The sequence below is a fragment of the Paenibacillus kobensis NBRC 15729 genome (genome assembly GCF_004000825.1).
Lineage (GTDB): Bacteria > Bacillota > Bacilli > Paenibacillales > Paenibacillaceae > Paenibacillus_T > Paenibacillus_T kobensis.
Map to the genome: position 1 here is coordinate 81,679 of NZ_BILZ01000006.1, position 26,041 is coordinate 107,719.

At 54.1% G+C, this 26,041-nt stretch carries 23 protein-coding genes and 1 riboswitch; of the genes, 3 read left to right on the forward strand and 20 right to left on the reverse strand.

Annotated elements, in window-relative coordinates:
• Positions 1 to 258 precede the first annotated feature (258 nt).
• From uvrA to PKO01S_RS06065, 3 genes are read right to left on the reverse strand one after another with little or no spacing between them, the layout of a single operon-like run.
• Entirely contained in the window at positions 259 to 3,171 is a 2,913-nt protein-coding gene (gene uvrA / locus PKO01S_RS06055; protein WP_127530416.1) for an excinuclease ABC subunit UvrA, read from the reverse strand.
• Positions 3,168 to 3,464, reverse strand: coding sequence for a hypothetical protein (locus tag PKO01S_RS06060; protein ID WP_127530417.1), 297 nt, complete (start codon positions 3,462 to 3,464; stop codon positions 3,168 to 3,170). The genes uvrA and PKO01S_RS06060 overlap by 4 nt, the downstream gene beginning before the upstream one ends.
• A 5-nt stretch (positions 3,465 to 3,469) precedes the next feature.
• Positions 3,470 to 4,102, reverse strand: coding sequence for a nucleotidyltransferase domain-containing protein (locus PKO01S_RS06065; protein ID WP_127530418.1), 633 nt, complete (start codon positions 4,100 to 4,102; stop codon positions 3,470 to 3,472).
• A 332-nt stretch (positions 4,103 to 4,434) separates the two neighbouring features.
• Between PKO01S_RS06065 and PKO01S_RS06070 the strand changes: the two genes are divergently transcribed.
• Positions 4,435 to 5,094, forward strand: a complete 660-nt coding sequence (locus tag PKO01S_RS06070) for an SIMPL domain-containing protein (RefSeq protein WP_127530419.1) — start codon at positions 4,435 to 4,437, stop codon at positions 5,092 to 5,094.
• Here PKO01S_RS06070 and PKO01S_RS06075 read toward each other — a convergent pair.
• Positions 5,081 to 6,007 (reverse strand): NAD-dependent epimerase/dehydratase family protein, encoded by a 927-nt coding sequence (locus PKO01S_RS06075; RefSeq protein ID WP_127530420.1) that lies wholly within the window; start codon positions 6,005 to 6,007, stop codon positions 5,081 to 5,083. The genes PKO01S_RS06070 and PKO01S_RS06075 overlap by 14 nt on opposite strands.
• 190 nt (positions 6,008 to 6,197) lie before the next feature.
• Between PKO01S_RS06075 and PKO01S_RS06080 the strand changes: the two genes are divergently transcribed.
• Positions 6,198 to 6,476, forward strand: a complete 279-nt coding sequence (locus PKO01S_RS06080) for a hypothetical protein (RefSeq protein WP_127530421.1) — start codon at positions 6,198 to 6,200, stop codon at positions 6,474 to 6,476.
• A gap of 104 nt (positions 6,477 to 6,580) precedes the next feature.
• Here PKO01S_RS06080 and PKO01S_RS06085 read toward each other — a convergent pair whose 3' ends face one another.
• From PKO01S_RS06085 to PKO01S_RS06125, 9 genes are all read right to left on the reverse strand, one after another.
• Positions 6,581 to 7,171 (reverse strand): NUDIX domain-containing protein, encoded by a 591-nt coding sequence (locus PKO01S_RS06085; RefSeq protein ID WP_307719821.1) that lies wholly within the window; start codon positions 7,169 to 7,171, stop codon positions 6,581 to 6,583.
• 149 nt (positions 7,172 to 7,320) lie between these two features.
• Positions 7,321 to 8,772 carry a bifunctional 2-methylcitrate dehydratase/aconitate hydratase gene (locus PKO01S_RS06090; protein WP_127530422.1) on the reverse strand — a complete coding sequence of 484 codons (1,452 nt, stop codon included), beginning with the start codon at positions 8,770 to 8,772 and terminating at the stop codon, positions 7,321 to 7,323.
• A 55-nt stretch (positions 8,773 to 8,827) separates the two neighbouring features.
• On the reverse strand, positions 8,828 to 9,946 hold the full coding sequence (locus PKO01S_RS06095) for a citrate/2-methylcitrate synthase (RefSeq protein ID WP_127530423.1): 1,119 nt from the start codon (positions 9,944 to 9,946) through the stop codon (positions 8,828 to 8,830).
• Positions 9,947 to 10,834: a methylisocitrate lyase gene (prpB, locus tag PKO01S_RS06100; RefSeq protein ID WP_127530424.1), complete on the reverse strand. Its 888-nt coding sequence runs from the start codon at positions 10,832 to 10,834 to the stop codon at positions 9,947 to 9,949. It abuts the gene before it with no gap.
• Between the two features lie 39 nt (positions 10,835 to 10,873).
• The gene (locus PKO01S_RS06105) at positions 10,874 to 12,046 is read right to left on the reverse strand and encodes an acyl-CoA dehydrogenase family protein (RefSeq protein WP_127530425.1); all 1,173 of its coding nucleotides are present in this window, start codon (positions 12,044 to 12,046) and stop codon (positions 10,874 to 10,876) included.
• Positions 12,047 to 12,081: 35 nt separating this feature from the next.
• Positions 12,082 to 12,942 carry a 3-hydroxybutyryl-CoA dehydrogenase gene (locus PKO01S_RS06110; RefSeq protein WP_127530426.1) on the reverse strand — a complete coding sequence of 287 codons (861 nt, stop codon included), beginning with the start codon at positions 12,940 to 12,942 and terminating at the stop codon, positions 12,082 to 12,084.
• A 62-nt stretch (positions 12,943 to 13,004) separates the two neighbouring features.
• Positions 13,005 to 14,183 carry an acetyl-CoA C-acetyltransferase gene (locus PKO01S_RS06115; RefSeq protein WP_127530427.1) on the reverse strand — a complete coding sequence of 393 codons (1,179 nt, stop codon included), beginning with the start codon at positions 14,181 to 14,183 and terminating at the stop codon, positions 13,005 to 13,007.
• Positions 14,184 to 14,199: 16 nt separating this feature from the next.
• A complete protein-coding gene (locus PKO01S_RS06120) occupies positions 14,200 to 15,348 on the reverse strand; it encodes an acyl-CoA dehydrogenase family protein (protein WP_127530428.1) in 1,149 nt (382 codons plus the stop codon).
• Between the two features lie 371 nt (positions 15,349 to 15,719).
• Positions 15,720 to 16,007 carry a HesB/YadR/YfhF family protein gene (locus PKO01S_RS06125; RefSeq protein WP_127530429.1) on the reverse strand — a complete coding sequence of 96 codons (288 nt, stop codon included), beginning with the start codon at positions 16,005 to 16,007 and terminating at the stop codon, positions 15,720 to 15,722.
• 132 nt (positions 16,008 to 16,139) lie between these two features.
• Between PKO01S_RS06125 and PKO01S_RS06130 the strand changes: the two genes are divergently transcribed.
• Positions 16,140 to 16,952, forward strand: a complete 813-nt coding sequence (locus PKO01S_RS06130; protein WP_164779505.1) for an alpha/beta fold hydrolase — start codon at positions 16,140 to 16,142, stop codon at positions 16,950 to 16,952.
• 112 nt (positions 16,953 to 17,064) lie between these two features.
• On the opposite strand, the gene PKO01S_RS06135 is transcribed toward PKO01S_RS06130, so the two are convergent.
• From PKO01S_RS06135 to PKO01S_RS06165, 7 genes are all read right to left on the reverse strand, one after another.
• Entirely contained in the window at positions 17,065 to 18,783 is a 1,719-nt protein-coding gene (locus tag PKO01S_RS06135) for an ABC transporter ATP-binding protein (protein WP_127530430.1), read from the reverse strand.
• A gap of 5 nt (positions 18,784 to 18,788) precedes the next feature.
• The gene (locus tag PKO01S_RS06140; RefSeq protein WP_174818552.1) at positions 18,789 to 19,136 is read right to left on the reverse strand and encodes a hypothetical protein; all 348 of its coding nucleotides are present in this window, start codon (positions 19,134 to 19,136) and stop codon (positions 18,789 to 18,791) included.
• Positions 19,137 to 19,336: 200 nt separating this feature from the next.
• Positions 19,337 to 21,154 carry an APC family permease gene (locus tag PKO01S_RS06145; protein ID WP_127530431.1) on the reverse strand — a complete coding sequence of 606 codons (1,818 nt, stop codon included), beginning with the start codon at positions 21,152 to 21,154 and terminating at the stop codon, positions 19,337 to 19,339.
• 107 nt (positions 21,155 to 21,261) lie between these two features.
• A riboswitch (cyclic di-AMP (ydaO/yuaA leader) is annotated at positions 21,262 to 21,427 on the reverse strand.
• 184 nt (positions 21,428 to 21,611) lie between these two features.
• The gene (locus PKO01S_RS06150) at positions 21,612 to 21,806 is read right to left on the reverse strand and encodes a hypothetical protein (protein WP_127530432.1); all 195 of its coding nucleotides are present in this window, start codon (positions 21,804 to 21,806) and stop codon (positions 21,612 to 21,614) included.
• A 443-nt stretch (positions 21,807 to 22,249) separates the two neighbouring features.
• Positions 22,250 to 23,398, reverse strand: coding sequence for an NADH:flavin oxidoreductase (locus tag PKO01S_RS06155; protein WP_127530433.1), 1,149 nt, complete (start codon positions 23,396 to 23,398; stop codon positions 22,250 to 22,252).
• A 125-nt stretch (positions 23,399 to 23,523) separates the two neighbouring features.
• Positions 23,524 to 24,345 (reverse strand): squalene/phytoene synthase family protein, encoded by an 822-nt coding sequence (locus tag PKO01S_RS06160; protein WP_246070457.1) that lies wholly within the window; start codon positions 24,343 to 24,345, stop codon positions 23,524 to 23,526.
• A gap of 141 nt (positions 24,346 to 24,486) precedes the next feature.
• Entirely contained in the window at positions 24,487 to 25,986 is a 1,500-nt protein-coding gene (locus tag PKO01S_RS06165; protein WP_127530434.1) for an IMP dehydrogenase, read from the reverse strand.
• Between the last annotated feature and the right edge of the window lie 55 nt (positions 25,987 to 26,041).

Genomic DNA, 26,041 nt, shown 5'->3' on the forward strand with positions numbered 1-26,041 from the left:
ATCCTTCGAATACCCGGAACGCTGCTCGCCATGCCGGTTCGCTGGTCCGTTCTGCTTTTTCCTGCTCTTATCGGGTTGTTCCTTATTACCACTCATCATGCTGATACGCTCCGTTTCTGCTTGTCCGCTATCGATTCCTTCCTTCACTATACCATAGCAACTCTCATTTCCCAACGGCAGAACGACAAGCGAGTCTGTCAAAACAACGAACAAGCCGACCCGCACCGGGATCGGCTTACTGCTGTTATCAATATCTAGTTAACCGACAGGAACCGAAACAAGCTCTCCTCGTTCCTCCAGATAAGCTTTCAAGCAAGCACCAGTATAAGACGCTGATTCCTCCATCACTTGCTCCGGTGTTCCGGCTGCGACGACCATTCCGCCCCCTCGGCCCGCCTCAGGACCGAGATCGATAACGTAATCCGCCGTCTTAATGACATCGAGATTATGCTCAATCACGAGGACCGTATGACCCGCCTCGACGAGACGATTCAAGCAGTCGAGAAGTTTTTGAATATCTGCCAAATGAAGTCCCGTTGTAGGCTCATCCAGTATGTAAAGATTGTGTGCGCCTCGTTTGATTTTGCCGAGCTCTGCCGCGAGCTTGATCCGCTGCGCTTCCCCGCCCGACATTATCGTTGCCGATTGGCCTAATTGAAGATAGCCAAGGCCCAGTTGGTTCAAAATATTAAGCTTATGCACAACAAGCTTCTCATCGTGGAAGAAAACTTCTGCATCCTCAATCGACATGTTTAACACATCGTTAATGGTGCGGTCCCGATATTTAACCTCCAGCAGCTCTGCTGTATAACGGGCGCCTTTGCACGAGGGACAAACGGTCTCGACATCCGGCATGAACTGCAGCTGAGTGGTAATCGTGCCATACCCTTTGCATTCCTCGCAGCGGCCGCCCTTCGTATTGAAGCTGAAGTACGAGTCTGTGAAACCGCGCTCGACCGCTTCCGGCAATGAAGCGAACAACGACCGGATCCGATCGAACAGACCGACATACGTCGCCGGATTCGACGTCGGCATTCTGCCGATAGGCGACTGATCGATGCTGATGACATTCGAGATAAGATCATAACCTTCCAGTGCATCATGCTCTCCGGGAATGATCCGTTCATCCTGAAATAAACTGGACAGCTTCTTATATAGAACCTGGTTTATCAAGCTGCTCTTGCCCGATCCCGAAACGCCTGTTGCACAGATGAATACGCCGAGCGGTATATCGACCGTGATGTTCTTTAGCGTGTTCTCGCGTGCGCCTATGATTCGCAGCTTGCGACCATCCGGTCGTCTTCGGATAGCCGGCATCGGAATCGTACGCCGTCCGCTCAAGTATTGACCCGTCAGCGAGTTCGGATGGCGCTTCAAGTCATCAATCGTGCCCTCTGCGACGATATTCCCGCCGTGTACGCCGGGACCTGGTCCGATCTCGATCACATGATCAGCTTCGGCTATCGTCTCCACGTCATGCTCGACAACGATAACGGTATTGCCGGTATCACGCAGCCGCTTCAACGTATCAATCACTTTGCGCCCGTCACGCGGATGAAGTCCAATACTAGGCTCATCCAGCACATATAACATTCCCATAAGCCCCGATCCGATCTGTGTGGACAATCGGATTCGCTGCGCTTCGCCCCCCGAGATCGAATCCGAACGGCGGTTCAAACTTAAATATCCGATGCCGATTCCGAGCAGCAGATCGATTCGGCTTGTCAGTTCATGCAATATCGGCACGCCGACCGCTTGCTTCCGCTCCGGGATCGATGTTCCTCTCAATACCGGCAGCAGTTCGTCGAGAGGCATCGTGCATGCATCATGAATCGTTAAGCCGCCTACCGTCACGAGCAGCCGTTCGGCTTTCAGCCGAGTTCCTTCGCATTCCGGACACGTATGCTCGACCATCACTTTCTTGAACATACTTTCTTCGTAGCCTTTGACGTCTTTCTTACGGCGGGAATTGCGGTACCATCGATCGATCTCGCCGACGATGCCGTCGAACGTGAACATTTTGCCGACATGCCTCTGAATCCACTCCGACTGATCGTTCGTCTCCGAACCGATGAACGGGAAGCGCTCCCCTTTTGTTCCATAGAACAACAGCTCCACGCTGCGGCGCGGAAGCTCTTTGAACGGCAGATCAAGATTGATCCCATAATGCTGTGACAGTCCGTATATCATCATGTTCCGCCACGATTTCGGATTGGACAGCTTATAGATCCGCTCGCTTAGCGCACCTTTGCGGATGCTGCGCTCCGGATGATCGATCATGAGCTCCGGTTTCGCTTTCTTATAGGTACCCAGTCCGACACAAGTACGGCAAGCGCTGTCCATATCGTTGAACGAGAAATAATACGGAAGCAGTTCCCCAACGACTAACTGGTGGGATACGCAGCCGAACCCGGCATAAAACTTCTCGCCTGCATCCGCAGCAAGCTCCTCCCCCTCGAATGCGATATGAAGGAAGCCTTCGCCTAGCTTCAGTCCTTCCTCTACCGAGCGGACAAGCTGCTTGTATACATCCCGCCGAACCTCGAATCGGTCAATAAGCACTTTAATATCATAGGGAGACTGCTCATCCAGTTCGATGTTATGACTTGCATCGTGAAGTACGCCGTCGATCCGGTAACGCCTGAATCCTTTCTCACGAATCTCATCGAACAGAACCGAATATTCTTCACCGTAGATGCGGGCAACAGGAGCATACAATTCGACAATCGAACCTTCAGGAAGCGTAAAAATATGTTCCGCGATCTGCGCAGACGTCTTCATGGCCAGCTCTCCGCGGCAATGCGGACAATGAGCCGTTCCGATCGTCGCGAACAACAACCGGACATAGTCATAAATATCCGACATCGTTCCGACCGTCGAGCGCGGATTCGGCGTTCCCGTCTTCTGTTCAATGGATACGACAGGTGACAATCCGGTCACATAATCGATGTCAGGCTTCTTCAGCTGCGGGATATAACGCTTGGCATAGTTCGAAGACAGGGACTCCAAGAACCTCCTCTGTCCTTCTCCGTAGATGACGTCGAACGCAAGCGTCGATTTGCCGGAGCCGCTAACGCCTGTGATGACCGTAAGCTGATCGCGCGGAATATCGACCGAGATGTTATTCAGATTGTTCTGCCTTGCACCTTTGATCGAAATCGTCTTCCTCATCCTCGCAGCATCTCCTCATCCAACATGAAATAAGCAACCTCGTCCAGTTCCACTCTGCTCTTCGGCGTCAGCTTGACGGGCGACGACGCTTTATCGATAATCCCCTTCTCCGCCAGCCATTCCGTTGCATGAACGATCAGACCGTCCTCCATCCGGTGTTTCTGCTTCATGTGCTGCATGAGATCCGAGAACGGCCGCACGTCCCGCTCCTCTTGCAAATAATTGAAGATCAGCTTGAACAATCGATCTTTGCGCTCGTACAAGTAGCGGTCCGCTTGTTTAACCGCATCCATGAGAATCAGTTCATTCTTCGGCCCTTCACCAGTTCCGTATACATCGCTCCGAAGAAATCCGGGCGAAGACGCAGCGCTTGCTGAATCGCTTCGCGAGTCGGAATCTCCTGATTGAGTACGACTTCAATCTGCGCAAGCTGTTCGATGATCTTCATCATATAGAGGAACGAATACGTTACGTCATGCTTGACCACGATCCATTTCTCCGCCTTCTCGAGCAGGACGATCGCATAAGAAGCAAGCATGAGCAGCTGAATATCCCGGTCGCGGTCGCCGACTTGACGCATCCGCTCGTATATATCCCGGACGGCTTCGTCCTTGCAATAGACGAGCTTGCTTTTGTACAGGATGGAATGCGTGCCGCTCGATTGGATGACCCGTTCGAACGACTTCTTGAATTCGGTACGCGACATCAGGTTCGCACTGAATACGATGCCTTGCTCCACGAGATGAAACGGAGCGTAAGCCCGCTTCTCATCGTCACTGACCAAGAAAACATCGATATCCGATTTCTCCCATACCTCGTCGTACGACAAACTTCCTGCAATGAAGACGGCCAAAATATGGATGTCCTGCTTGACACGCTCCACGAACGCTTCCATAACATCGCGGTACTTCTGCTGAAGCTGCTCATTCACGGCTTCCGTCTCTCCCTCGATTAACGAATGTTTGTTCTCATATCTTACCACCAAAATATGGAACAGAGGAAGTCTCTATTCTATAAATCTTATATTAGGAGAAAAAACAAATCCCGGCGTCCGCACGCCGGGATTCTGAGATCAGCGAACACGAATACGCCGAACACGACGATCATGATAGAAGCAGCGCCATTGATAACACCAGCGGTCGATACATCGTGCCTAGCTCAATCACATCCTCTCCGGCATTCGGTCATGAACCCCGGCTCAGCGCCATATTTTAGCCAATAGAAGAGAATTCGTCCTTGGACGATGAAGGAGGTTGTCCGAATATGTACGACCATCAATTTCATCATGAACATGCAAGTTGCGAACAACTGTATACGATCCAGGTAGAAGGCGAAGGGCAAGTGACGGCTTCTCCCGACCGTGCAATCATTACGCTTGGCGTCATTACCGAGGGGATGCAGCTGCGCACCGTTCAGGCCGACAATGCAGCTGTGACGGCACAGGTCATTCAGTCGCTCCGGCAGTTGAACATTCCGCAAGAACAAATTCAGACGGTCGATTACCGAATTGAGAGCGAGTATGATTATATTGACGGAAAGCAGATTTTTCGCGGGTACAAGGTAACTCACAACTTTCAAATCACGACAGACAATATCGGCCAGGCTGGCATTATCGTCGATACCGCGGTGGCTAATGGAGCCAACAACGTTGCCGGCATCCGCTACACGTTGACGAATGCCGATCTGTATGAGAAGCAGGCGTTATCACTGGCTGTCCGCAATGCAGTCGGCAAGGCGGGCGCAATTGCGCAAGCGATGAGCATCACGATCGACCCGACGCCGGTTCGGGTGCAGGAACTGCCGAGCACATCTCTGACCCCTCAGCCTATGTCCGCCGCCCTGAAAGCAAGCGCCGTTACGCCGCTTTCACCCGGTCAATTGACGATTACCGCTTCCCTTCTCGCCTGGTTCAATCGGTGCTGACATCTTGCATATAGAAGGAATAGGCCTCTTGAAGCCCGGCTGCTAGAGATACTATCGGCTCCCAGCCCAGCTCCTTCTTCGCCTTGCTGTTGTCCAGGCAGCTGTGCGCCGTATCTCCCGCTCTCGGCGGCAGATAGAACAGCGGCACTTCGGTACGATGAATCGCCAGCAGTTGCCGGGCAAGCTCGTTGATCGACGTGCCAATTCCCGTACTGACATGAAAGGTATCATGGCTGTTGCCTGAAGCAGCGGCCATTAACGCAGCGACGACATCACGCACATTGACGAAGTCGCGTGTCTGATTGCCGTCACCATGGATCGTAAGCGAACGTCCCTCCCGAAGGCAGCATAAGAGCAGCGGGATGACGTTGCCTTCTCCTTGCGGCATTTGGCGCGGACCGTAGACATTGGAGAAACGAAGAATCGTTGCCTTTAGATGATACAGACGTGCGAACAGTCTGACATAGTGCTCGGACGTCCATTTGGACTGCGCATAGAACGAGACCGGTTCAACGGAATCCGCCTCCGTCAGCTGTTCCCGGTTGTTCGCTCCATATACGGATGCAGTCGATGCAAAGATGAACTTCGATACGTTCGCTCGAACGGCGGCATGGATCATTTGTACGGTTCCTAACACGTTCACCCTCGTATCTTCCGCCGGATCATCCATCGAACGGGCGACGTTCGCTTGCCCTGCAAGATGGAATAATAGATCCGGTTTGTGCTGCAGTACGATGTTCAGCGCTTGATCCGAGACGACATCTGCTGTATGCAACACGGCGCCGCCCGGCACATTGCGGGCTTGCCCCGTACTTAGATTATCAATGACATGAACGTCCATTCCTCTTTGCAGCAGCTCTTGCACGAGATGCGAACCAATGAATCCCGCTCCTCCGGTTACGATCGCCTTCATGCCATTGTCTCCCTCCAGCACATTCGTTCCATTCTCTTCTTGCTAGTATATGGTTGATAGAAAGGAGTTGGCACCGTCATTGTCCGCATCGGTTCGCATTTTCCGCTGCCAGACGAACGATTGCGGCGGTTGTGGCGTATGATGCAGTGATACAGTACATTCGTCCAGAAACAAGGAGGTGCAAGCGTACATGCATTCCCATTGGAACGGTTATCCGCCTCTGCAGACCAATCCGAGTCCGTCCGCGAATACTCAGCCGCTAACCTCACCGGTTGCACAGCAGCATGAGCCCAACCTTCCTCCATATGGCGCGGCTTACACGGATTCCTTTGCGATAATGCACCTTGCAAGCCGCATGGACTATCTCATCCGATTGATGGAAGAGAACAATAAACTGCTTCGTTCACTCGAGCAGCAGCAGAACCGCGTCGTCACGAGCGGAGGAGGCTCGGTCATCGTCCGGATGTAGACTCCGCTAGGCTGATAATTCGTGCACAAATCAAATAGGCTGTCCCTCTGCAAGCCGTGCGGCATGCGGAAGAACAGCCTATTGGTTGTGATTCGCAATTGATTTTACAATCGATAAAATTCGTTCGCGCTGCCCGGCGCCACTTGAAGCTCATCCTTGCGCATGCCATCGCTCTTCTTGTTCAGCGCCGCGTCAATGAGCCATTCTGTAAAACCGGCAACCTTCATCGTACGTTGTTCTTCCAGAGAGAAGAACCCCGCCGCATCCACCTCGACGCCGTCCGGCACCGGTTCCCCGCTTATATACTCCATTTCGAACGCAATATATACATTATGCACACTGCGCGGCTGATCTCTCAGCGCTACAATGCCGACGACGCTGGATTGTACCCCGGTTTCTTCGAGAACTTCGCGGACGACCGTCTCGCCTATCGGCTCCAGTTGTTCGATATAACCGCCTGGAATAGTCCAATTGCCTTTACCCGGCTCTTGAGCTCTGCGTACGAGAAGTATTTGCCCGTTTCTTCGGACAAGCGCTCCGACGCCGATGCTGTAATTGCCCCAATGCACCGCACCGCAGGCTTCGGCTGTACAAGCCCGCCTCTCCACGCCGTCGATGGTCCGTTTCTCCATCGGAGCTCCGCATGTTACGCAATAGTTGACCGACATCGCACTATCACCTTTCTGTTCGCTCATCAAGACGAGCCTATGAAATTTATCTTCCTATCATAGCTTGTCTGCGAAGATGGTTACAAGGATCAATTGATATTCAAGAGACAGCGGGAACCGAATCAAGCCCGGTTGTCTTCGTGTACGAAGGCAATCGGGCTGTGGCTTCTACCCTATTACGAAGGAGTGACGGAAAGCAAATCCATAAAGAAATGGACCGGAACATGCTCCAGCGTCAGACGATCCTCGAAAATCCTTATAATCGCATCCGCCTGCGCTTCCGAATAATGGCCCCTCACATTAGTCTCGAACTTGCGCTGAAGGAGCGGAATGCCTTCTTCTCGTCTCCTTCGGTGTCCGATCGGATACTCGACTTCCACCTTATCAGTAGCCGTTCCGTCTGTGAAACGGACTTGCACAGCGTTCGCAATCGACCTCTTCTTCTCATCCAGATAGTCTGCCGAATAGCGGACATCCTCTGAAGTCTTCATCTTGCTGCGAAGCAGATCGATTCGCGGGTCGCTTGCTGCAACATCCTCGTAATGATCCGCATTCAACTCGCCGTGGATAAGCGCGATAGCGACCATATATTGCAGACAGTGGTCGCGGTCGGCAGGGTTGTGCAAAGGGCCGCGCTTGTCGATAATGCGGAGTGCCGATTCATGCGTCGTCAGTTCGATCGTATCGATATCCGCCAGTCGGTCCTTCACTGCCGGATGCAGTTGAATGGCGCATTCAACTGCCGTCTGGCCATGGAACTCAGCCGGATAAGAGATTTTGAACAACACGTTCTCCATCACATAACTGCCAAGCTCCCGGCTGAGCGACACGGGCCGGCTTTTGAACAATACGTCTTGGAAGCCCCACATCGGCACGGTCAGAGCAGACGGATAGCCCATCTCTCCTTGCAGTGTCATCATAGCGAGCCGTACGGCCCGGCTCGTCGCATCGCCCGCCGCCCACGACTTGCGCGTTCCCGTATTAGGGGCATGACGGTAGGTCCGCAAGGAATGCCCGTCGAGCCAAGCATTCGACAACGCCGCGATAATATCGTCCTTCGTACCGCCGAACAGCCCTGTGACGACAGCCGTGGAAGCGATTTTGACGAGTATGACGTGGTCGAGACCGACGCGGTTGAAGCTGTTGTCAAGCGCCAGCACGCCTTGAATTTCATGGGCTTGAATCATTGCCGTCAGCACGTCGCGCATTAGCAGCGGCTGTTGTCCGGCAGCCGTTCTTGTTCTGCTAACATAATCAGCTGCTGCCAGAATCCCGCCCAGATTGTCGGAAGGATGCCCCCATTCTGCCGCCAGCCACGTGTCGTTATAATCGAGCCATCGAATCGCGCACCCGATGTTGAAGGCTGCGGAGACCGGATCGAGCTCATAAGCTGTACCCGGCACTCGCGCTCCGTTCGGCACGACTGTACCAGGCACTACGGGACCGAGCAGCTTCGTGCAGGCCGGATACTGCAGCGCCAACAAGCCGCAGCCGAGCGTATCCATCAGACAATACCGGGCCGTCTCGAACGCTTCGCTGCTGCCCGCTTGACGCTGGACCGCGTAGTCTGCAAGCCGTATCAGCAACCCGTCCGGCTCTGGGCGGTCCGCATGAATGAACGATGACATACGTGCACCTCCTTGATCATGGATCAACGGTCGTCTGTCATCTGCTCTTGCTCGCCTATATTCGTTCTTTCAATGGAATCCAAGGCTGCCGATCGCGTCCGACGTATTCGGCATTCGGTCGGATGAGCCGATTGCAGCTCCGCTGCTCGACGATGTGGGCCGTCCATCCGCTCAGCCGCGAAATCACGAACAGCGGCGTGAACAGGTCGTTCGGAATGCCGAGCAACCGATATGCGGACGCGCTGTAAAAGTCCAAGTTCGGGAACAGCTTCTTCTTCCGCTGCATGACGAATTCGATCCGTTCCGAAATATCATATAGCTTCCAATCGTCCGCGAGTTCAGACAAGGCGCGCGACTGCTCCTTAATCAGATCGGACCGCGGATCGGACGTCATATAGACGCGGTGGCCGAATCCCATGATCAGGCGCTTCTGGAGAAGCATCTGCTGGACGCCGGCTTCCGCCTCCTCCGCACTCGAGAATGCCCCGATCAGCTCCATTGCCGCTTCGTTCGCGCCGCCGTGCAGGTTGCCGCGAAGCGTTCCGATGCCCGTCGTCACCGCCGAATAGAAATCGGACTGCGTCGACGCCGTTACACGCGCCGCGAACGTAGACGCATTAAACTCATGCTCCGCGTACAGAGTCAGTGATGTGTCAAGCGCATGCGCATGCTGTTTGCTAGGCTTGCGACCGTGCAGCAGCTGCAGAAAATGTTCGGCAACGGTGCCTTCCAGCTCGGTTCCAATCCGAATTTTGTTCGTATGGTATTGCCGCCAATAGAGAATAATCGAAGCGCTGCAAGCAATGAGACGCTCCGCGATCTCGGCTGCACCGTAACCGTAGCCTTCGGGCTCCAGCGAGCCTAACGCCGAAATACCGGTGCGAAGCACATCCATCGGATGCGCCTCGGCGGGAAGCTTCTCCAATATCGCGCATAGATTGGCCGGCAGTCCCCGCTTCTTGTCCAGACGGGATTGGAACTGGAACAATTGGTCCTCATTCGGCAGCTCGCCGTACAGCAGCAAGTACGCAGTCTCTTCGAAGCTTCCGTAACGTGCCAAGTCTTGAATCGCATAGCCCCGGTATGACAGTCCTTTCCCCTTCTTGCCTACGGTCGAGATCGATGTCTGGCCGGCTACGACGTCGGCGAGTCCGCCTTCTTTCTTGAGCGTCATCTAGTCCTCGCTCCTTTCCTGTCCGAACAATCGGTCAAGCTTCTGCTCGTAATCGAGATAGTGCAGTTGATCATACAACTCTGCTCTCGTCTGCATCGTATCGACTACGGCTTGCTGCGTCCCTTGCTCCCTGATCGTCTGGTACACCCGCAGCGCGGCAGCGCTCATTGCGCGGAATGCGGACAATGGATACAACGCAAGTCCGACACCCGCTTCGTGAAGCTGCGCCGCCGTGAACAGCGGAGTTCGGCCGAACTCCGTCAAGTTCGCCAACACCGGCACCTTCACCGCATCGGCGAAGGCACGGTAATCCTCAAGCCGCGTGACCGCCTCGGGAAAAATCATATCGGCTCCTGCTTCGACGAAAGCGCAAGCCCGTTCAATCGCCGCTGCAAGACCTTCGACTGCTATAGCATCAGTACGCGCCATAATTACAAAATGGGGGTCTTCCCTCGCATCGACGGCTGCGCGAATCCGGTCTGTCATTTCGGATGTGCGGACGATGGCTTTGTTAGGGCGGTGTCCGCACCGTTTGGCCGACACTTGATCCTCAATATGAACGCCGGCCGCGCCGGCCTGGGTCAGCTGTCTAATCGTCCGCGCGATTTGGAAGGCGCCCCCGAAGCCGGTATCCGCATCCACGAGCACCGGCAGAGTTGTCGCATCCGTTATACGCCGGACGTCTTCGGCGCAGTCGTTAATCGTCGTAATGCCGAGATCCGGCAGACCAAAAGACGCATTGGCGATGCCTGCGCCCGAAATATACAAAGCCTTAAAGCCCGCGCTTTCCGCCAATATAGCCGCATACGCGTTAATAACGCCGGGCAGCTGCAGCGGCTGCTCCGCCTCGACCGCTTCGCGCAGCTTTTGGCCAGGTGATGACCTCATCGCTACCACCTCCACCGCGCATTCATAAAACATCCGCTGTTATCGAAGAAGTTGATTGCCTATAACAATCCGATGAATTTCGTTCGTCCCTTCGTAGATTTGCGTCACCTTCGCATCGCGGAACAGCCGCTGCGCAGGATACGGCCGTGCGTACCCTTCCCTCCCGAGCAGCCGGACCGCCGCGCCTGAAGTTTCGACAGCCGTATCGGAGGCGAACAGCTTGGCGGCAGAAGCTTCCTTCGTGCATGCTCTTCCGGTCTGGCGCAAATACGCTGCGCGGTAGACGAGCAATCTCGCCGCTTCTACGCGTGCTGTCAGTTCTGAGAGTTCCACCAGTTCCGACGCGCGTCTTCCTCGACCCGCGAGCACCGATTTTTTTGCGCTGCCTGCAGCACGGCCCGGCCGCGTCAGCAGGCCTTCCTCCAACAGCCGCAGCGCCGCTTCCGCAATGCCGAGCGCTTGGGCAGCTATCCCGATTCGGCCGCCGTCAAGCGCCCCCATCGCGATAGCGAAGCCTTCGCCTTCCGCGCCAAGCCGCTGCGCCTCCGGCACAACGACACCGTCGAACGACAGCTCGCAGGTGTTCGAGCCGTGTAGTCCCATCTTTCTTTCTTTGCGCCCGATACTAAGACCCGGCATCCCCTGTTCAATGAGAAATGCGGTAATGCCGCGCGAACCTTTCGATGGATCGGTCACCGCGAACGTCACGTAGAGCTGCGCAGCACCGGCATTCGTAATGAACAGCTTCGAGCCGTTCAGCACATATTGACCGTCCTTATGCACAGCGGTCGTTCGAATCGCCGCCGCATCGGAGCCGGCTTGTGGCTCTGTTAATGCAAATGCGCCCAGCCACTGGCCGGAAGCCAGCTTGCGGACGTAGTGCTCCCTTTGCTCCTCTGTTCCATTCTTTAATACGGGGAGCGTGCCGACGGATGTATGGACGGACAGGATAACGCCGACGGCCGCGCTTATTTGGGACAGTTCCTGGATGGCTGCAATATACGATATAAAATCAGACCCTGCGCCGCCCCACTGCTTCGGAACCGGAATGCCCATCCATCCCAGCTTCGCCATTCGCTTCACGATTTCCGAAGGGAAAGAGCTTTCCCCGTCCGCCTCCATGAGCGGTACGGCTGCGGCCAGCTCCGTCTCCGCAAAATGCTGAACCGACTGCCTGAACGTCTCTTGCTGCGCCGTGAACCGAAGTTCCACCGCCCTCCCCCCTTTTGGGTGAACAATGAACAACGTTACTGACTCTCATACTGGTAAAATCCGCGGCCGCACTTCTTGCCAAGCCACCCGGCTTTCACGTACAGGCGCAGCAGCGGACACGGACGGTATTTGCTGTCGCCGAAGCCGTCGTGCAATGTTTCCATAATAGACAGACAAGTATCCAGCCCGATCAGATCGGCCAGCGCAAGCGGGCCCATCGGATGATTCATCCCCAGCCGCATAATACCGTCTACCGTCTCCGGCGATGCAACTCCTTCGTAAACAGCGTAAACCGCTTCGTTGATCATCGGCATCAGGACACGGTTTGAGACAAAGCCCGGATAGTCGCGTACGGCGAGCGGTGTTTTGCCAAGTGACACCGCTAATGCCTCGACCTGACCGAATGTGTCGTCCGAAGTCGCCAGCCCGCGAATGATTTCCACGAGCGGCATTAGCGGCACCGGATTCATGAAATGCATGCCAATCACATTTTCCGGACGACGGGTTACCGCAGCGATCTCTGTAATCGATAGAGATGACGTATTCGTTGCCAAAATAACGCCTGCCGCACAGCGCGCATCCAACGTTCGGAACAGCGCTTGCTTCACCGTCATCACTTCCGGCGCGGCTTCGATCACGAACTCCGCCTGCTCTGCGGCCTCTTCGAGCGAGGCCGAACAGGTTAAGCGCGACTGCGCCTGTTCAAGCTCGCCGGAAGATATTTTGCCTTTCGCTGCCGACTTCGCCAAACCCGTCCGGATCGCAGCCGCACCGCGCTCCAGAGATGCATCATTAATGTCGACTAGAATGACCGACCGGCCGCTTTGCAGCAGCGTCTGAGCGATACCGCTGCCCATTTGTCCCGCACCTGCCACTAACGTTAGCTGCGCATTCATATGTCCTTCCTCCTCTGAAGGCGCGTTTTCTTTAAATTTGCAAAATGGGAAACGATGTCCGGCTAGCCGTCTACGCGAATCAGGATCGCATCACCTTGCCCCCCGCCGCTGCATATTGCAGCAATGCCGAGTCCGCCGCCTCTTCGCCGCAATTCCTTCACAAGCGTCAGCACGATCCGAGCGCCGCTAGCGCCGATCGGATGGCCAAGCGCGATGGCACCGCCGTTCACGTTGACTTTGTCTCCCTCCCAGTTCAGCAGCTTGCCGCACGTCAACACGACCGCAGCGAACGCTTCGTTCACTTCGAACAAATCGATGTCTTCTACTCGGGTACCCGTCTGCTGCAGCAGCTTGCGGATCGCATACGCTGGCGCTTCCGCCAACTGGTGCGGCTCCAAGCTGACGGAGGCATGACCGGCGATCTTAGCCCACGGTTCATGTCCGCCGTTCTTCGCTGCGGCCTCCGACAGTAGCAACAGTGCGGCAGCTCCGTCATTCACGCCAGGCGCATTGCCTGCCGTAATCGTCCCTGTACCGTCCCAGCCCGCAATTGGCCGCAGCTTCGCCAGCTTCTCGATACTCGTATCGTGCCGCGGACACTCATCCGCCGTTATCACAACCGATTCCGATAACGAATAGGGCACGATTTCATCCGCGAATCGGCCGGTTTGCGCGGCGTTTACCGCAAGCGTATGACTGCGCAGCGCCCACTCATCCTGTTCTTGCCGGCTGATGCCGTACTGCTGAGCCGTCCGGTTGCCATGCGCTGCCATCGGCACACCGTCGAATGCGCATAACAATCCGTCATACAGCATGAGATCGATCAGCTCCGTATTGCCCATTCGGCTGCCCCACCTCGCAGAACGCGCGCCGTAGGGAGCCCCCGACATGCTTTCCATCCCGCCTGCGATTACGATCCCGGCATCCCCGGCGCGAATGGTGCTGTCCGCTACCGCAACCGCGCGCAACCCGGATGCGCACACCTTGTTCAACGTATCGGACGGAATGCTCCATGGAATTCCGGCTTCTACAGCCGCTTGCCTCGAAGGAATTTGTCCTGCGCCAGCCTGAATGCCCATCCCCATCCACACCTGTTCGACTTGCGCGCCAGCGATGCCGCCGGACCGCAGCGCACCTTGGATTGCCGCAGCCCCGAGCTGTACAGCCTTCACTTCTTTGAACACGCCGCCGAGCTTACCGATCGCCGTCCTTGCTCCGCCGACGATGACCGTACCGCCCATTTGCAGAACCTCCTTCCTACCTTTGCGGTTTGGGCTTGTTCTGCTGTGGCGCAATGTGATCCATACCGCCGACGGCAATTGCCGTCTCGATGCATTTCGCATCCCGCAGCAGCCGCTCCAGCTTATACTCGCGCATATAACCGTAGCCGCCCATAATTTGTACCCCTTCTAATGCTGCGCGTACGGCTGAATCCGCCGCATAGTTCCGTGCAAGCGCCGCCTCATGTTCCCCGCTGGCTCCTTCATCAAGCCGCCAAGCCGCCTGATAAGTCAGCCAGCGCGACGCTTCGATCGCAACGGACATATCCGCAAGCTTGAACAAAATGCTTTGCTGCCGCCCAATCGGGGCACCGAACTGTTTGCGTTCTTTCGCATAGGCGGTGGCAGCATCCAGCGCTCCCTGCGCTACGCCAACCGATTGTGCGGCTGCGCTAAGCATCCCGGCAGTCGCAATGGGCTGCACCATTTCGCGGGCGCGCCCATCCCGGCCTAGCGTATGGCTGGCCGGTACTCGGCACTCGGATAACGACAGCTCCCCCGTTGCGAACGAACGAAGTCCAAGCTTATGGATCCTTTTTCCAATCGTAAGACCGTCAGTGTTCCGATTGATCCAAGCCGCTTGCAGTCTGCGCGATTGACGGGAAGCTGCGAAGAGCAGATAGCCGTCCGCCTCACCGGCATTGACGACGAACGGATGTGTTCCTTCCAGACTGAAGCCCTCATCGTTCTCGTCAACCGCATACAGCTGCTGATCAATTGGCAATAGGCCGGGTGGTCGAGCCATCTCCAATAAGCCTGCCCCTGCCAAGCTGGCTCCCGAAGCGAATGGCACGAGCAGCTGCTCTCGGATCGCATCGCTGCCATAGCGGTACAACGGCCATACGGCGAACGAGGTATGTGCCGCAAGTGCAGAAGCTGTCGAGGCACATACGCGAGACAGCTCCTCCAAGACGATGGCATAAGCCAACCATCCGCCGCCGGAGCCCCCGTACCGTTCCGGAACCGGAATGCCGGTGAGCCCAAGCGCCGCCATCTTCGCGAACAAGGGACGATCGAACCGCTCCTCCTCATCTCTTCCCGACGCGCCAGGCGCAACTTCCGCCTCGGCAAACTCCCGAACGACCGACCGCAGCATTTCCAGCTCCTCCGGCAGTTCGAAACGCATGCTTCTCCCTCCCTGATCGAGCTTTACGCCGGACCCGCCCGAACGAACGGAGTACGAACTCGGACAAGGTTCGACGGTATCCGTGGATACCCATGTATATGAGCTAGAAGACGTCCCAAATCACAATTTTCCACGCTCTTGTTAGAGGGACGCTGGCATCTGCTGTATTGGTGCATGTTACATCACTTTCTGTGTCACACCAGCACGGCCACCAAACTCATCGGCGCTCTTGCATCACTTTCTGTGTCACACCAGCACGGTTCCCCCACTCAGCGGCGCTCTTACATCACTTTCTGTGTCAAACCAGGTTGTACAAAAAAATACACCCCCGGAATCTATCATTCCAGAGGTGTATCTGCCGTTTACGTTCATTATACGACGGCAAAGCCGACGCCTTCTTGGTTCGCCTCGAATTGCAGCACTAAATCTTTGTTGTCTAAATACCAGAGCTGGTCATCAAGCATATAAAACTCGATCCCCTCGCTTACGTGGCAAAGTCGCGGAGCGTTCGAGGATTCCTTCGTAATGCCGAGCGACATGCCGGGCTGTACGCTGCCGCATCCGCCTAACCGGACAAAAATATGCATCTGGTCGCCGGGCTCCAGCGCCATCTCTTCGATATACCAGCGCGCAACAGCAGCCTCTACCTTAATTTTCATCGCTCTTCTCTCCCATGCGAAGTAATCATTTCTGTTCCTCCATCGTATCGTGACGAGCCGATTATCGCAATACCGCAATTACTGTAACCTTTCAATCCTGCATACAATTCAGTAAAGACCGCCACGAAAGGAATGTTAACATTGAACATACAACCTCACCGAAATCAGCCGATGCCTGTCCCGTTTCCCCCTTCCCCTGGTAAAATACAACCTCTAACGTTCGTACTCGTACACGGAGCATGGGCCGATGCAAGCTTCTGGGACCGGGTTGCTGCCGAACTGCGACGAATGGGCCACGCCGTGCATTCGCCTGAATATCCCGGGCATGGCGGCGATCCGAACACGAATGTCACCCATTCGATGTTGAGCCGATCCGTTGCCGACTACATCGTCTCGCACGGCTTGCGCGATATCGTGCTTGCCGGTCACAGCTTCGGCGGTACAATCGTGCAGAAAACAGCGGAGCTTGTGCCGGACCGGCTGAAACGGCTTGTGTTCATGAACGCCTTCGTATTGAAAGACGGCGAAAGTGCAAGCGAAGAGTTTCCGCCTCAAGCCCAGTCCTTCTTTGAGCAGCTTCGAGCAAGTTCCAGCAATGATACGATTATGCTCCCGTTCCCGTTCTACCGGGATGCGTTCGCCAATCTGGCCAGCCTGGAACAAGCGCGCTGGATGCACGAACGGATTCAGCCGGAGCCGGCGAAGCCGCTATACGAGAAACTAGATTTAAAAACATTTTACAAATTGACGACGCCCAAGAGCTATCTCTACTTAACCGAGGATAATGTCATGCCGCAAGGCCAACCCAATTATGGCTGGCATCCGCATATGTCGAGCCGACTCGGTTTATTCCGTCTATTGAAATCGCCTGGCGACCATATGACATTCGTCTACACACATCCGCAATGGATTGCCTGGAGGCTATATGAGGCTGGGCGAGATTAGTATAAAAAAGCAGTCGGATGCATTTCCATCCGACGGCTGCAAAACAAAAAAGCCGGAAGAGTCAGCGTTCGCCACTCTTCCAGCTTTATCCGGTTACTAGGTGCGTTAACGATTATGCCATGCTGTACTGCGCTTCGTGAAGCCGGCTGTAAATGCCGCCCGCCTCGACTAGCTCTTTGTGCTCACCTTGCTCGGCAATGCCGTTCTCGTTAATGACGACGATGCGGTCGGCGTTCTTAATCGTAGCCAGACGGTGAGCGATGACGAGCGTCGTCCGCCCCGACGACAGCTCGCTGAGCGCCTGTTGAATCGCGGCTTCCGTTGCCGTATCGAGCGCGGAGGTGGCTTCGTCCAGAATGAGGATCGGCGGATTCTTGAGGAACATCCGCGCGATAGCCAGACGCTGCTTCTGTCCGCCCGACAACTTAACGCCCCGCTCTCCAATGACCGTTTCGAGCCCTTCCGGAAGGCTGCGGATCAGCTCATCCAGCGATGCGCGGCGTGCCGCTTCCCAGATTTGATCTTCGGAAGCCTTCAGATCGCCATAGGCGATATTCTCACGGATCGTGCCAGAGAACAGGAATACATCCTGCTGCACGATGCCGATATGTTTGCGGAGCGAATCCAGCTTCATCTTGCGAATATCGAGGCCGTCAATCGAAATGCTTCCTTCACTGACTTCGTAGAACCGGGGCAGCAGGCTGCAAATGGTTGTCTTGCCCGCGCCGGATGGACCGACGAATGCGATCGTCTCGCCTGCACGGACCGACAGGTTAATGCCGTTCAGAATCTTACGGCCCGGCTCATAGCCGAAGCTGACGTCCGAGAATTGAATATCGCCATGTACCGAAGGCACATCGACAGCATCCTTTACATCGGCGATGTCCGGCTCCGTATCGATGACTTCCAGGTAACGCCGGAAGCCGGCGAGACCTTTGGGATAGCTCTCAATGACGGCATTAATTTTCTCGATAGGACGGAAAAAGACGTTCGATAAGAGCAGGAAGGCAAGAAATTCACCCATGTTGATTCGTTCTTGTAAGAAGAACCATGCACCGCATACCATTACGAAGACGGTAACCAGACGCATCATCATATAGCTGACCGAGATGCTTTTGGCCATCGTTTTGTACGCCAGCAGCTTCGTTTCCCGGAACTGCATGTTGTCTACGGCGAACAACTTCTTCTCATGCTGCTCGTTCGCGAACGATTGAACGACACGAATGCCGCCGACGTTGTCCTCGATTCGGGCATTGAAGTTGCCGACATCTCCGAAGAGCTTCCGGTACGTCTTGGTCATCCGGCCGCCGAATACGATAATAAGCCAAGCCATAACCGGAATGATAATAAATGTAAGCAGCGCGAGCTCCAGGTTAATGTACGCCATCAACGTGAACGAGCCGATCAGCGTCATGACCGCAATAAAAATGTCCTCCGGACCGTGATGCGCGACTTCTCCGATTTCGTTCAAATCGTTCGTCATCCGGCCGATCAAATGACCGGTTTTATTATTATCGAAGAAACGGAACGACAGCTTCTGAATGTGCTCGAACATTTTGCGGCGCATATCCGTTTCAATATTGATGCCCAGCATATGTCCCCAATAGGTTACGACATAGTTCAGAGCGGTATTCAAAGCATAGACCGCCAGCAGCGCTGCGCTGCCGAGCACGATCAATCCCCAGTTCTCATTCGGCAGCAGATCATTGACGAACGAGCTAACGGCGAACGGAAACGCAAGTTCCAGCAGACCTGCTACGACTGCGCAAGTGAAGTCTAGAAAGAATAAGCCCTTATAGGGGCGGTAATACTCGAAAAATCGGCGAAGCAATTCAGTCACTCTCCTTCGGCTGCAGCAGATCCGGACATTCCTTCTCCACTATTGGACTGCTCATACCTGCTGCTCTCATCATGTAGTTCGAATAATTGGATATAATCTTCGATCACTTGTTCGAGCGCCTTAAGCTCGCCCACCAGAATTGGCTTAATCGACTCGAATGCAGGCTGCGTCAGCTGGCGCTGCAGCGTCGCCCTTCTATTGTTCATTTGCTCTAGAAACAGTACGATGCGGCCCCGGCGGTATGTCTGTGCGCCTTTGCCCCCATGTTGCTCGCCTTCGCGATGACGATGATGCCCGCCTCCTCGCCGCCCCCTGCCGCGGTCGTGCCCTTCTTCTCTATTCATTCGAGCACCCTCCTTTACAATCATTTTGGATGGATTCAACGGCGTTGTATACAAATGTATACGCGTTCCATCTAAAAGGCAACCCTTTATTTGTTTAAACGCTTATTTGTACACGCGTTCTGCTTCCTTTAATAAGCATTCCTCATTAGAAGCACAAAAAAGCTTCCCATCGTGAAGACAATGGGAAGCTTACATTACCTTTATTTTTGCAAGTGGAACGGCACTGTCGCGATCACGATATTTTTTTGATTAATAAGGAACGTCCGCAGAAGCAGACCCGATTGGTTATGAAGGAAATATTGCCACCAATGCTTCGTAATAAATTGCGGGATGAGTACGGTTATATGATCTGTCTCCGACGCCTTCCACTCCACCGTTTCGATAAAACGAACGATCGGCCGAATAATGCTTCTATAGCTCGAGCGGAGGACGATCAGACGGACGCCTGGATTCCATTCTTCCCACTTCTGCTCCATCCGTTCCATCGACTCGTCGTCGAATGCGACGTACACGGCGACGACATTATCGGTCAACGACTTCGCATAACCGATCGAATTCATGACAACTCGCGTGATGCCAGCTACCGGCACGACGATCGTGCTGCCCTTCAGTACCGGCCGATCTTCGAGCGGATTGATGCGCAGCTGCTCTGCCGTGTTGTCATAATGCTTCCGAATGCTGTAGAACAGCATAATGACGATCGGCAAGAAGATGAACACCATCCATACATGACTCAGCTTCGTGATGATAAAAATAAGGGTAATCGTCAGGGTCGTCAACATGCCGATTGTATTGATCGTAAACTTCGCAACCCAGCCTTTGGGCTTCAACCGCAGCCAACGGATCATCATGCCGAGCTGCGAGAGTGTGAACGGAATGAACACCCCGACCGCATACATCGGGATCAAGCTTTCTGTATCCCCGTGGAACGCAACGACGAGCAAGGCGGACAATACGCCGAGGAACATAATCCCGTTCGAGAAGCCAAGACGGTCGCCCCGCACCATGAACGCGTGAGGCATAAACTTATCTTTCGCCAGCATGAACGACAACAGCGGGAATGCCGCATATGCCGTATTCGCAGCAAGGAATAGAATCAGTGCGGTAATGCCTTGAATCGCGTAGTACAAAATGCCCCGGCCGAACGTGGCGTCCGCGATCTGCGATATGACCGTTTCTTTCTCGTCCGGCTTAATGCCATACCAGTAGGCCAGCAAGCTGATTCCGATAAACATCGCGCCGAGAATGGCGCCCATAAGCATCAGCGTCTTGGCGGCGTTTCGTTCTGCCGGCTGCTTGAAGTTCGGAATTGCATTGGACACAGCTTCGACGCCTGTCAAAGCGGAACAACCGGAACTGAATGCCTTAAGCAGCAGGAACAAGCTGATGTTCGATAAGGCTGCTCCCATTTCCGGTACTTCGGCATGTGCGCCGCCTGTTGCATATTTGATAACGCCCGAGATAATCAAGACGAATATTGCGCCGACAAACACATAGACCGGAACGGCCAATATCGAAGCGGACTCGGTTACACCGCGTAAATTCATGACGGTCAAAATCAAGATCACGATAATCGAAATCATAACCCGATGATCATGCAGGGAAGGAAAGGCCGACGTAATGGCGTCCGTCCCTGCTGAAGAGCTTACCGCGACGGTAAGAATATAATCGACGAGCAGCGATCCGCCTGCAAGCAAGCCCGTTGACATCCCCAGATTATCTTTCGCAACGATATACGCTCCGCCGCCCGCCGGGTAAGAGAATATTGTCTGCCGGTAAGACAGCACGAGAATAAGCAGCAGACCGAGCACCGCGATCGAAATCGGGATGGAATACCACAATGCAGCGAACCCCGCTGCCATTAATACGATAAGAATTTGTTCTGTTCCGTACGCAACCGACGACAATGCATCAGATGACAATACGGCCAATGCTTTCAGCTTCGTCAGCTTTTCCCCTTCAATCTCGGAGCTTTTCATCGGCCGTCCGATTAGAACCCGTTTCAACCTGCTGTACATTTCGTCGTCATCCTCCTATTAATGAACGCGCAGCACAAAAAAAGCCGCGGGAAAGAAAAACTTTCCCGCGGCTTCTAGGCACAATTGCAGTACAAAGAAGCGCGTCCAGTTCCTCTTCAGAACGCTTACGAGGTTAGCTGTCGGATTCGGGCGCGAAGTCGCCCTATGCTCGCCAAGCGAGCAATTCACCCCTGAACCAATCCTTGATGTAATGCTGGACCGGCTCGTTGGTTCCCCCGTTTCTGTTCGTACAGAATTCAGCGATTCAGGAATCTACGACAAGAATCATACTCCTCGCGCAAAGAAACTGTAAAGCGTCAAACAAGGTTGAAAATGCATCAAATGATCCAAAAGCAGACGCATTAAAACGCATACAAAAGAGGATTGCTTGGCAAATCTACGTTTTACACGCTCTATCTCTCATTCTCACGAACTTCGCACGTCCAGCCTGCGCAAATTAATCGCCGAAGGAGAGGATCATTACAAGACTGATCGTCCATACAATAGTGCCGAACGTAACTCCGCTCCAAAATAGCTCCTTCGTATAAGGCTTATTCTTCACAATATTCCGCACGGCGCGCAGCAAAGAAACGATAAACAAATAACCAAGCACCGGCATTCCATACAAGCCAATAAACCAAAATAGCTCCATTGTCAGCCTCCACTAATTCATTTTTGTCATAAAATATACACAATTCTCCCGATTCAACTCGTTGCTGAGAGGTCCGCTACTTTATCTTCTCGATCAGTTCATTTAATTTGTCGATCACAATCTTATCATTTTTTAACTTTTGCTTGAGAGAGAGATCAAGACTGATCAAACCAGTGACTACTAAAAACATAAAAACAACCATAAGTATGCCCATTTCGGCAAAGCCTCCTTATCGATTTCATCCTCTGTTCCATAAACTTCCAACCTAATAGTACCATATACTGGAATACGATCCACCCTATTTTTTACTGAAACATAAGTCAAATCCCTTTGCATCAATTACAGTTTTCTTTCTGCAGACACGCAAAAAAAGCGACCGAGATGGTCGCTTTTAACTTTTCCGTCATTATTCTTTTGTGATCATTTGCATAGTAATGACATCATTAAGACAACGTACGCAGCGCTTCCGGCGAGAACGGCTGCAGCTCATCCAACCGTCCCGTCCGCACCTTCTCCGCCCAAGCCGGATCGGCGAGCAGCGCCCGTCCGACAGCGACGAGATCGAACTCGCCTTGTTCCAACCGGTCGATCAATCCGTCGATGTTCGATGTTGCTGCCCCTTTGCCTTCCATGAACAACGACATGAAATCGGTATCCAGGCCGACCGAACCAACCGTAATAACCGGCTTGCCCGACAGTTTCTTCACCCAGCCAGCGAAGTTCAGTTCCGAACCTTCGAATTCCGGCTCCCAGAACCGGCGGGTCGAGCAGTGGAATCCGTCAACGCCTGCCTCGACGAGCAGTGCCAGCAGCTGTCCGAGCTCCTCCGGCGTATTGGCCAGCTTCGCCTTGTAATCGGAAGATTTCCACTGCGACAGACGGATAATAATCGGATAATCCGGACCTACGGCAAGACGGCATGCTTCGATGACCTCAACAGCGAACTTCGCCCTCTTCAGCAAATCTCCGCCATATTCATCCGTACGCTGATTCGTCCGTTCCCACAGGAACTGGTCGATTAGGTAGCCGTGCGCGCCATGGAGTTCAATCCCGTCGAAGCCGAGCTTCTTCGCTGCTGCCGCTGCGTTGCCATATTCTGCGACAACTTGCGAAATCTCTTCTTTGGTCATCGGCTCCGTAACTTTATTCCCCATCAGATCAAGCCCGGAAGGACCGATCGGAAGCGCCTCTGGATTCGGCAGATCGCCGATTTGGCGCGTCATGCCTACGTGCCAAATTTGCGGGAAAATATGTCCGCCAGCCGCATGCACTTGCTTGACGACTTCTGCCCAACCTTGGAGCGCCTCTTCACCGTGGAAGTTCGGGATGTTCGGGTCGCCGGATGCAGCTGGATGCTTAATAAGCGTGCCTTCCGTAATAATAAGACCAACGCCATTCTCGGCACGGCGGCGGTAATAAGCGGCTACGTTCTCGCCCGGTACGCCATTCGGCGAGAAGCTTCTCGTCATCGGCGCCATGACAATACGGTTCGGCAGCTCCAGATGTCCAATCTTGAAAGGCGAGAACAGCGCTTGAACGTTCGTTTGTGTATTTGCAGTTTGTGTATTTGCAGTTTGTTTATGTTCAGTCATTCGGTATCCCTCCAACTTATTTTTATCTACTAACTTACAAAAATATATTACCCTGTTTCCTCCGATTTGAAAACATACAAATAAAGAAAAGCCGCGTTCGCACGCGGCCCACCTTGTTCCATTCGTTAATTAAATTGTCCGACGATCTTCAGAACCGCAGCGCGCGTCAGCTTGTTGCCTCCAACTGCCAGCAGCTTGGTCGTCGCGTGTGCGAGCGCAAGCGGAATTTTGCAGAAACGCATCGCCGGGCCTTCCTTCAGCTCCGCAATGTAATCGTCTGCCATTTTCAAATTGCGTTTCGTATACTGCAGCATATCTTTGAAGCTCCAGCCGTCCGGGAAAAAGTCGACGCCGCGCTTCAAATCTTCCTCGCGGTTGCGCATGATGTTGACTGCCTGCAAGCCGCGGCCGAAGGCAACCGCCTTGATCATATCCGACGACGTTCCGTCATACCATTGCCACAGCTCCGACAGCATCTCGCCGACCATGCCCGCAACGCTGTATGTATAACGGTCCAGATCCTCTTCTGTCTTGATGTTCCAGCCCGTCACGACCCACTCCGCCATCTGCTCGGACATCATTGCGGTGTACCGGATGACGATTGGCGCCGCCGTCGGCGGACATAACGCAAGCCAGTCGTCCAACTGCGTCGTTACAGCAGGCAGCCCGCAATCAGTCGGTCTAAGCACCTTCGCTGTCTCTTCAATCGGCTGGTCGCTGCGCAGAGCATCCCGCACACGGTTCAACAGCTCGACTTTACGTTCGTCTGCCAGCTCCTCATGATCTTCAATCTCATCGATGGCGCGCATGGCCAAATAGCCGGACGTGACCGCTTCACGCAACCCCGGCTCCAGTCTGCTGATTGGAATATAGAAAGTGCGGCTCGTTTGTTCAAGCATGATCATTGCATCATTCAATACGACGTTAGCGATGACAAACCCCTCCAAAAAATGCTTCACCTTGCCCTATAGTTTTCCTTATGTACCATGATAACATACGTTGATCGGATGACCAAATAAGAAGGCTGCCGATACGCCCCTTTAGAGGGGATACGGCAGCCTTTTGTAACAAAATCGATATATCTTCGGTTATTCGCCCGACATCGTGCTGTCTTTCAGCATAACGTCATGCGCTCCGCCTTCGACCAAGCTTGTAGCGGATACAAGCGTAATGCGCGCTGTACGCTGCAGTTGATCGATCGACAACGAGCCGCAGTTGCACATCGTCGACTTGATTTTGCTGATGGTCTTATCCATGTTCTCTTTGAGCGTACCGGCGTAAGGAACGTACGAATCGACGCCTTCCTCGAACACGAGACCTTGCTTGCCGCCCGTGTCGTAACGCTGCCAGTTGCGTGCCCGGTTCGAGCCTTCGCCCCAGAACTCTTTGACGAAGTTGTTGCCAACCTTCAGCTTCTTCGTTGGGCTCTCGTCGAACCGCGCGAAGTAACGGCCCATCATGACGAAGTCTGCGCCCATGGCAAGCGCAAGCGTGATGTGGTAGTCGTGCACGATGCCGCCGTCGGAGCAGATCGGGACATATATGCCGGTCTCTTCAAAATATTGCTGGCGCGCTTCCGCCACTTCGATAACAGCCGATGCTTGGCCGCGGCCAATCCCTTTTTGCTCACGCGTAATGCAGATCGAGCCGCCGCCGATGCCGACCTTAACGAAGTCCGCACCTGCTTCGACGAGGTACAGGAAGCCTTCGCGGTCGACGACATTGCCGGCGCCGATCTTCACGTCGAAGTTTTCTTTCACCCATTTGACCGTATCGTATTGATATTCCGTATAGCCGTCCGATGAGTCGATAACCAGAATATCCACGCCCGCTTCGACAAGCGCCGGCACGCGGTCCTGAAAGTCCTTCGTATTAATGCCTGCGCCTACGATGTAGCGCTTGTTGCTGTCGAGCAGTCCGAGCGGATTTTCTTTGTCAACATCATAATCTTTGCGGAATACGAGATGCTGAAGATGCTGCTTCTCGTCGACGATCGGCAGACAGTTCAACTTGTTGTCCCAGATCAGGTTGTTCGCTTCCGGCAGCGTAATGCCAGCCTGACCATAGATGAGCGACGTGAACGGCGTCATAAATTCACCGATTGGCTTATCGAGCGAATCCCGGCTCAGACGATAGTCACGGCTTGTCACGATGCCAAGCAGCTTACCGCTCGACGTGCCGTCTTCCGTAACGGCAACCGTCGAGTGGCCGTTCTCTTCCTTCAAGTTCAGCACATCGCGGAGCGTCTGCTCCGGCTTCAGGTTGGAGCGGCTAACGACGAAGCCCGCTTTGTATTCCTTTACCTTGCGCACCATCGCCGCTTGCTCCTCGATCGATTGGGAGCCGAAAATAAAAGAAATACCGCCGCATCGAGCCAGAGCCGTCGCCATGTTGTGATCGGAGACAGACTGCATGACCGCAGATGAGAACGGTATGTTTAGCGTAATGTCCGGCTGTTCGCCTTTTTTGAATTTCGTGATTGGGGTTTTGAGCGATACGTTGCCCGGCGAGCATTCCTTGGTCGTCAAGTTCGGGATCAGCAGAAACTCACTGAACGTACGCGACGGCTCCATGTAATAGTGTGCCAATGTTCTCCACTCCTCATCGATTTATAATTTCAAATAAGATAACAGATAGGCTGTT

Bases quoted from the DNA above. Each gene is read 5' to 3' on its own strand.
- uvrA (WP_127530416.1), bottom strand. From the start codon at position 3,171: ATGAGGAAGACGATTTCGATCAAAGGTGCAAGGCAGAACAATCTGAAT.
- PKO01S_RS06060 (WP_127530417.1), bottom strand. From the start codon at position 3,464: ATGGATGCGGTTAAACAAGCGGACCGCTACTTGTACGAGCGCAAAGAT.
- PKO01S_RS06070 (WP_127530419.1), top strand. From the start codon at position 4,435: ATGTACGACCATCAATTTCATCATGAACATGCAAGTTGCGAACAACTG.
- PKO01S_RS06075 (WP_127530420.1), bottom strand. From the start codon at position 6,007: ATGAAGGCGATCGTAACCGGAGGAGCGGGATTCATTGGTTCGCATCTC.
- PKO01S_RS06080 (WP_127530421.1), top strand. From the start codon at position 6,198: ATGCATTCCCATTGGAACGGTTATCCGCCTCTGCAGACCAATCCGAGT.
- PKO01S_RS06085 (WP_307719821.1), bottom strand. From the start codon at position 7,171: ATGAGCGAACAGAAAGGTGATAGTGCGATGTCGGTCAACTATTGCGTA.
- PKO01S_RS06090 (WP_127530422.1), bottom strand. From the start codon at position 8,772: ATGTCATCGTTCATTCATGCGGACCGCCCAGAGCCGGACGGGTTGCTG.
- PKO01S_RS06095 (WP_127530423.1), bottom strand. From the start codon at position 9,946: ATGACGCTCAAGAAAGAAGGCGGACTCGCCGACGTCGTAGCCGGCCAG.
- prpB (WP_127530424.1), bottom strand. From the start codon at position 10,834: ATGAGGTCATCACCTGGCCAAAAGCTGCGCGAAGCGGTCGAGGCGGAG.
- PKO01S_RS06110 (WP_127530426.1), bottom strand. From the start codon at position 12,942: ATGAATGCGCAGCTAACGTTAGTGGCAGGTGCGGGACAAATGGGCAGC.
- PKO01S_RS06115 (WP_127530427.1), bottom strand. From the start codon at position 14,183: ATGGGCGGTACGGTCATCGTCGGCGGAGCAAGGACGGCGATCGGTAAG.
- PKO01S_RS06120 (WP_127530428.1), bottom strand. From the start codon at position 15,348: ATGCGTTTCGAACTGCCGGAGGAGCTGGAAATGCTGCGGTCGGTCGTT.
- PKO01S_RS06125 (WP_127530429.1), bottom strand. From the start codon at position 16,007: ATGAAAATTAAGGTAGAGGCTGCTGTTGCGCGCTGGTATATCGAAGAG.
- PKO01S_RS06130 (WP_164779505.1), top strand. From the start codon at position 16,140: ATGTTAACATTGAACATACAACCTCACCGAAATCAGCCGATGCCTGTC.
- PKO01S_RS06140 (WP_174818552.1), bottom strand. From the start codon at position 19,136: ATGAATAGAGAAGAAGGGCACGACCGCGGCAGGGGGCGGCGAGGAGGC.
- PKO01S_RS06145 (WP_127530431.1), bottom strand. From the start codon at position 21,154: ATGTACAGCAGGTTGAAACGGGTTCTAATCGGACGGCCGATGAAAAGC.
- PKO01S_RS06150 (WP_127530432.1), bottom strand. From the start codon at position 21,806: ATGGAGCTATTTTGGTTTATTGGCTTGTATGGAATGCCGGTGCTTGGT.
- PKO01S_RS06155 (WP_127530433.1), bottom strand. From the start codon at position 23,398: ATGACTGAACATAAACAAACTGCAAATACACAAACTGCAAATACACAA.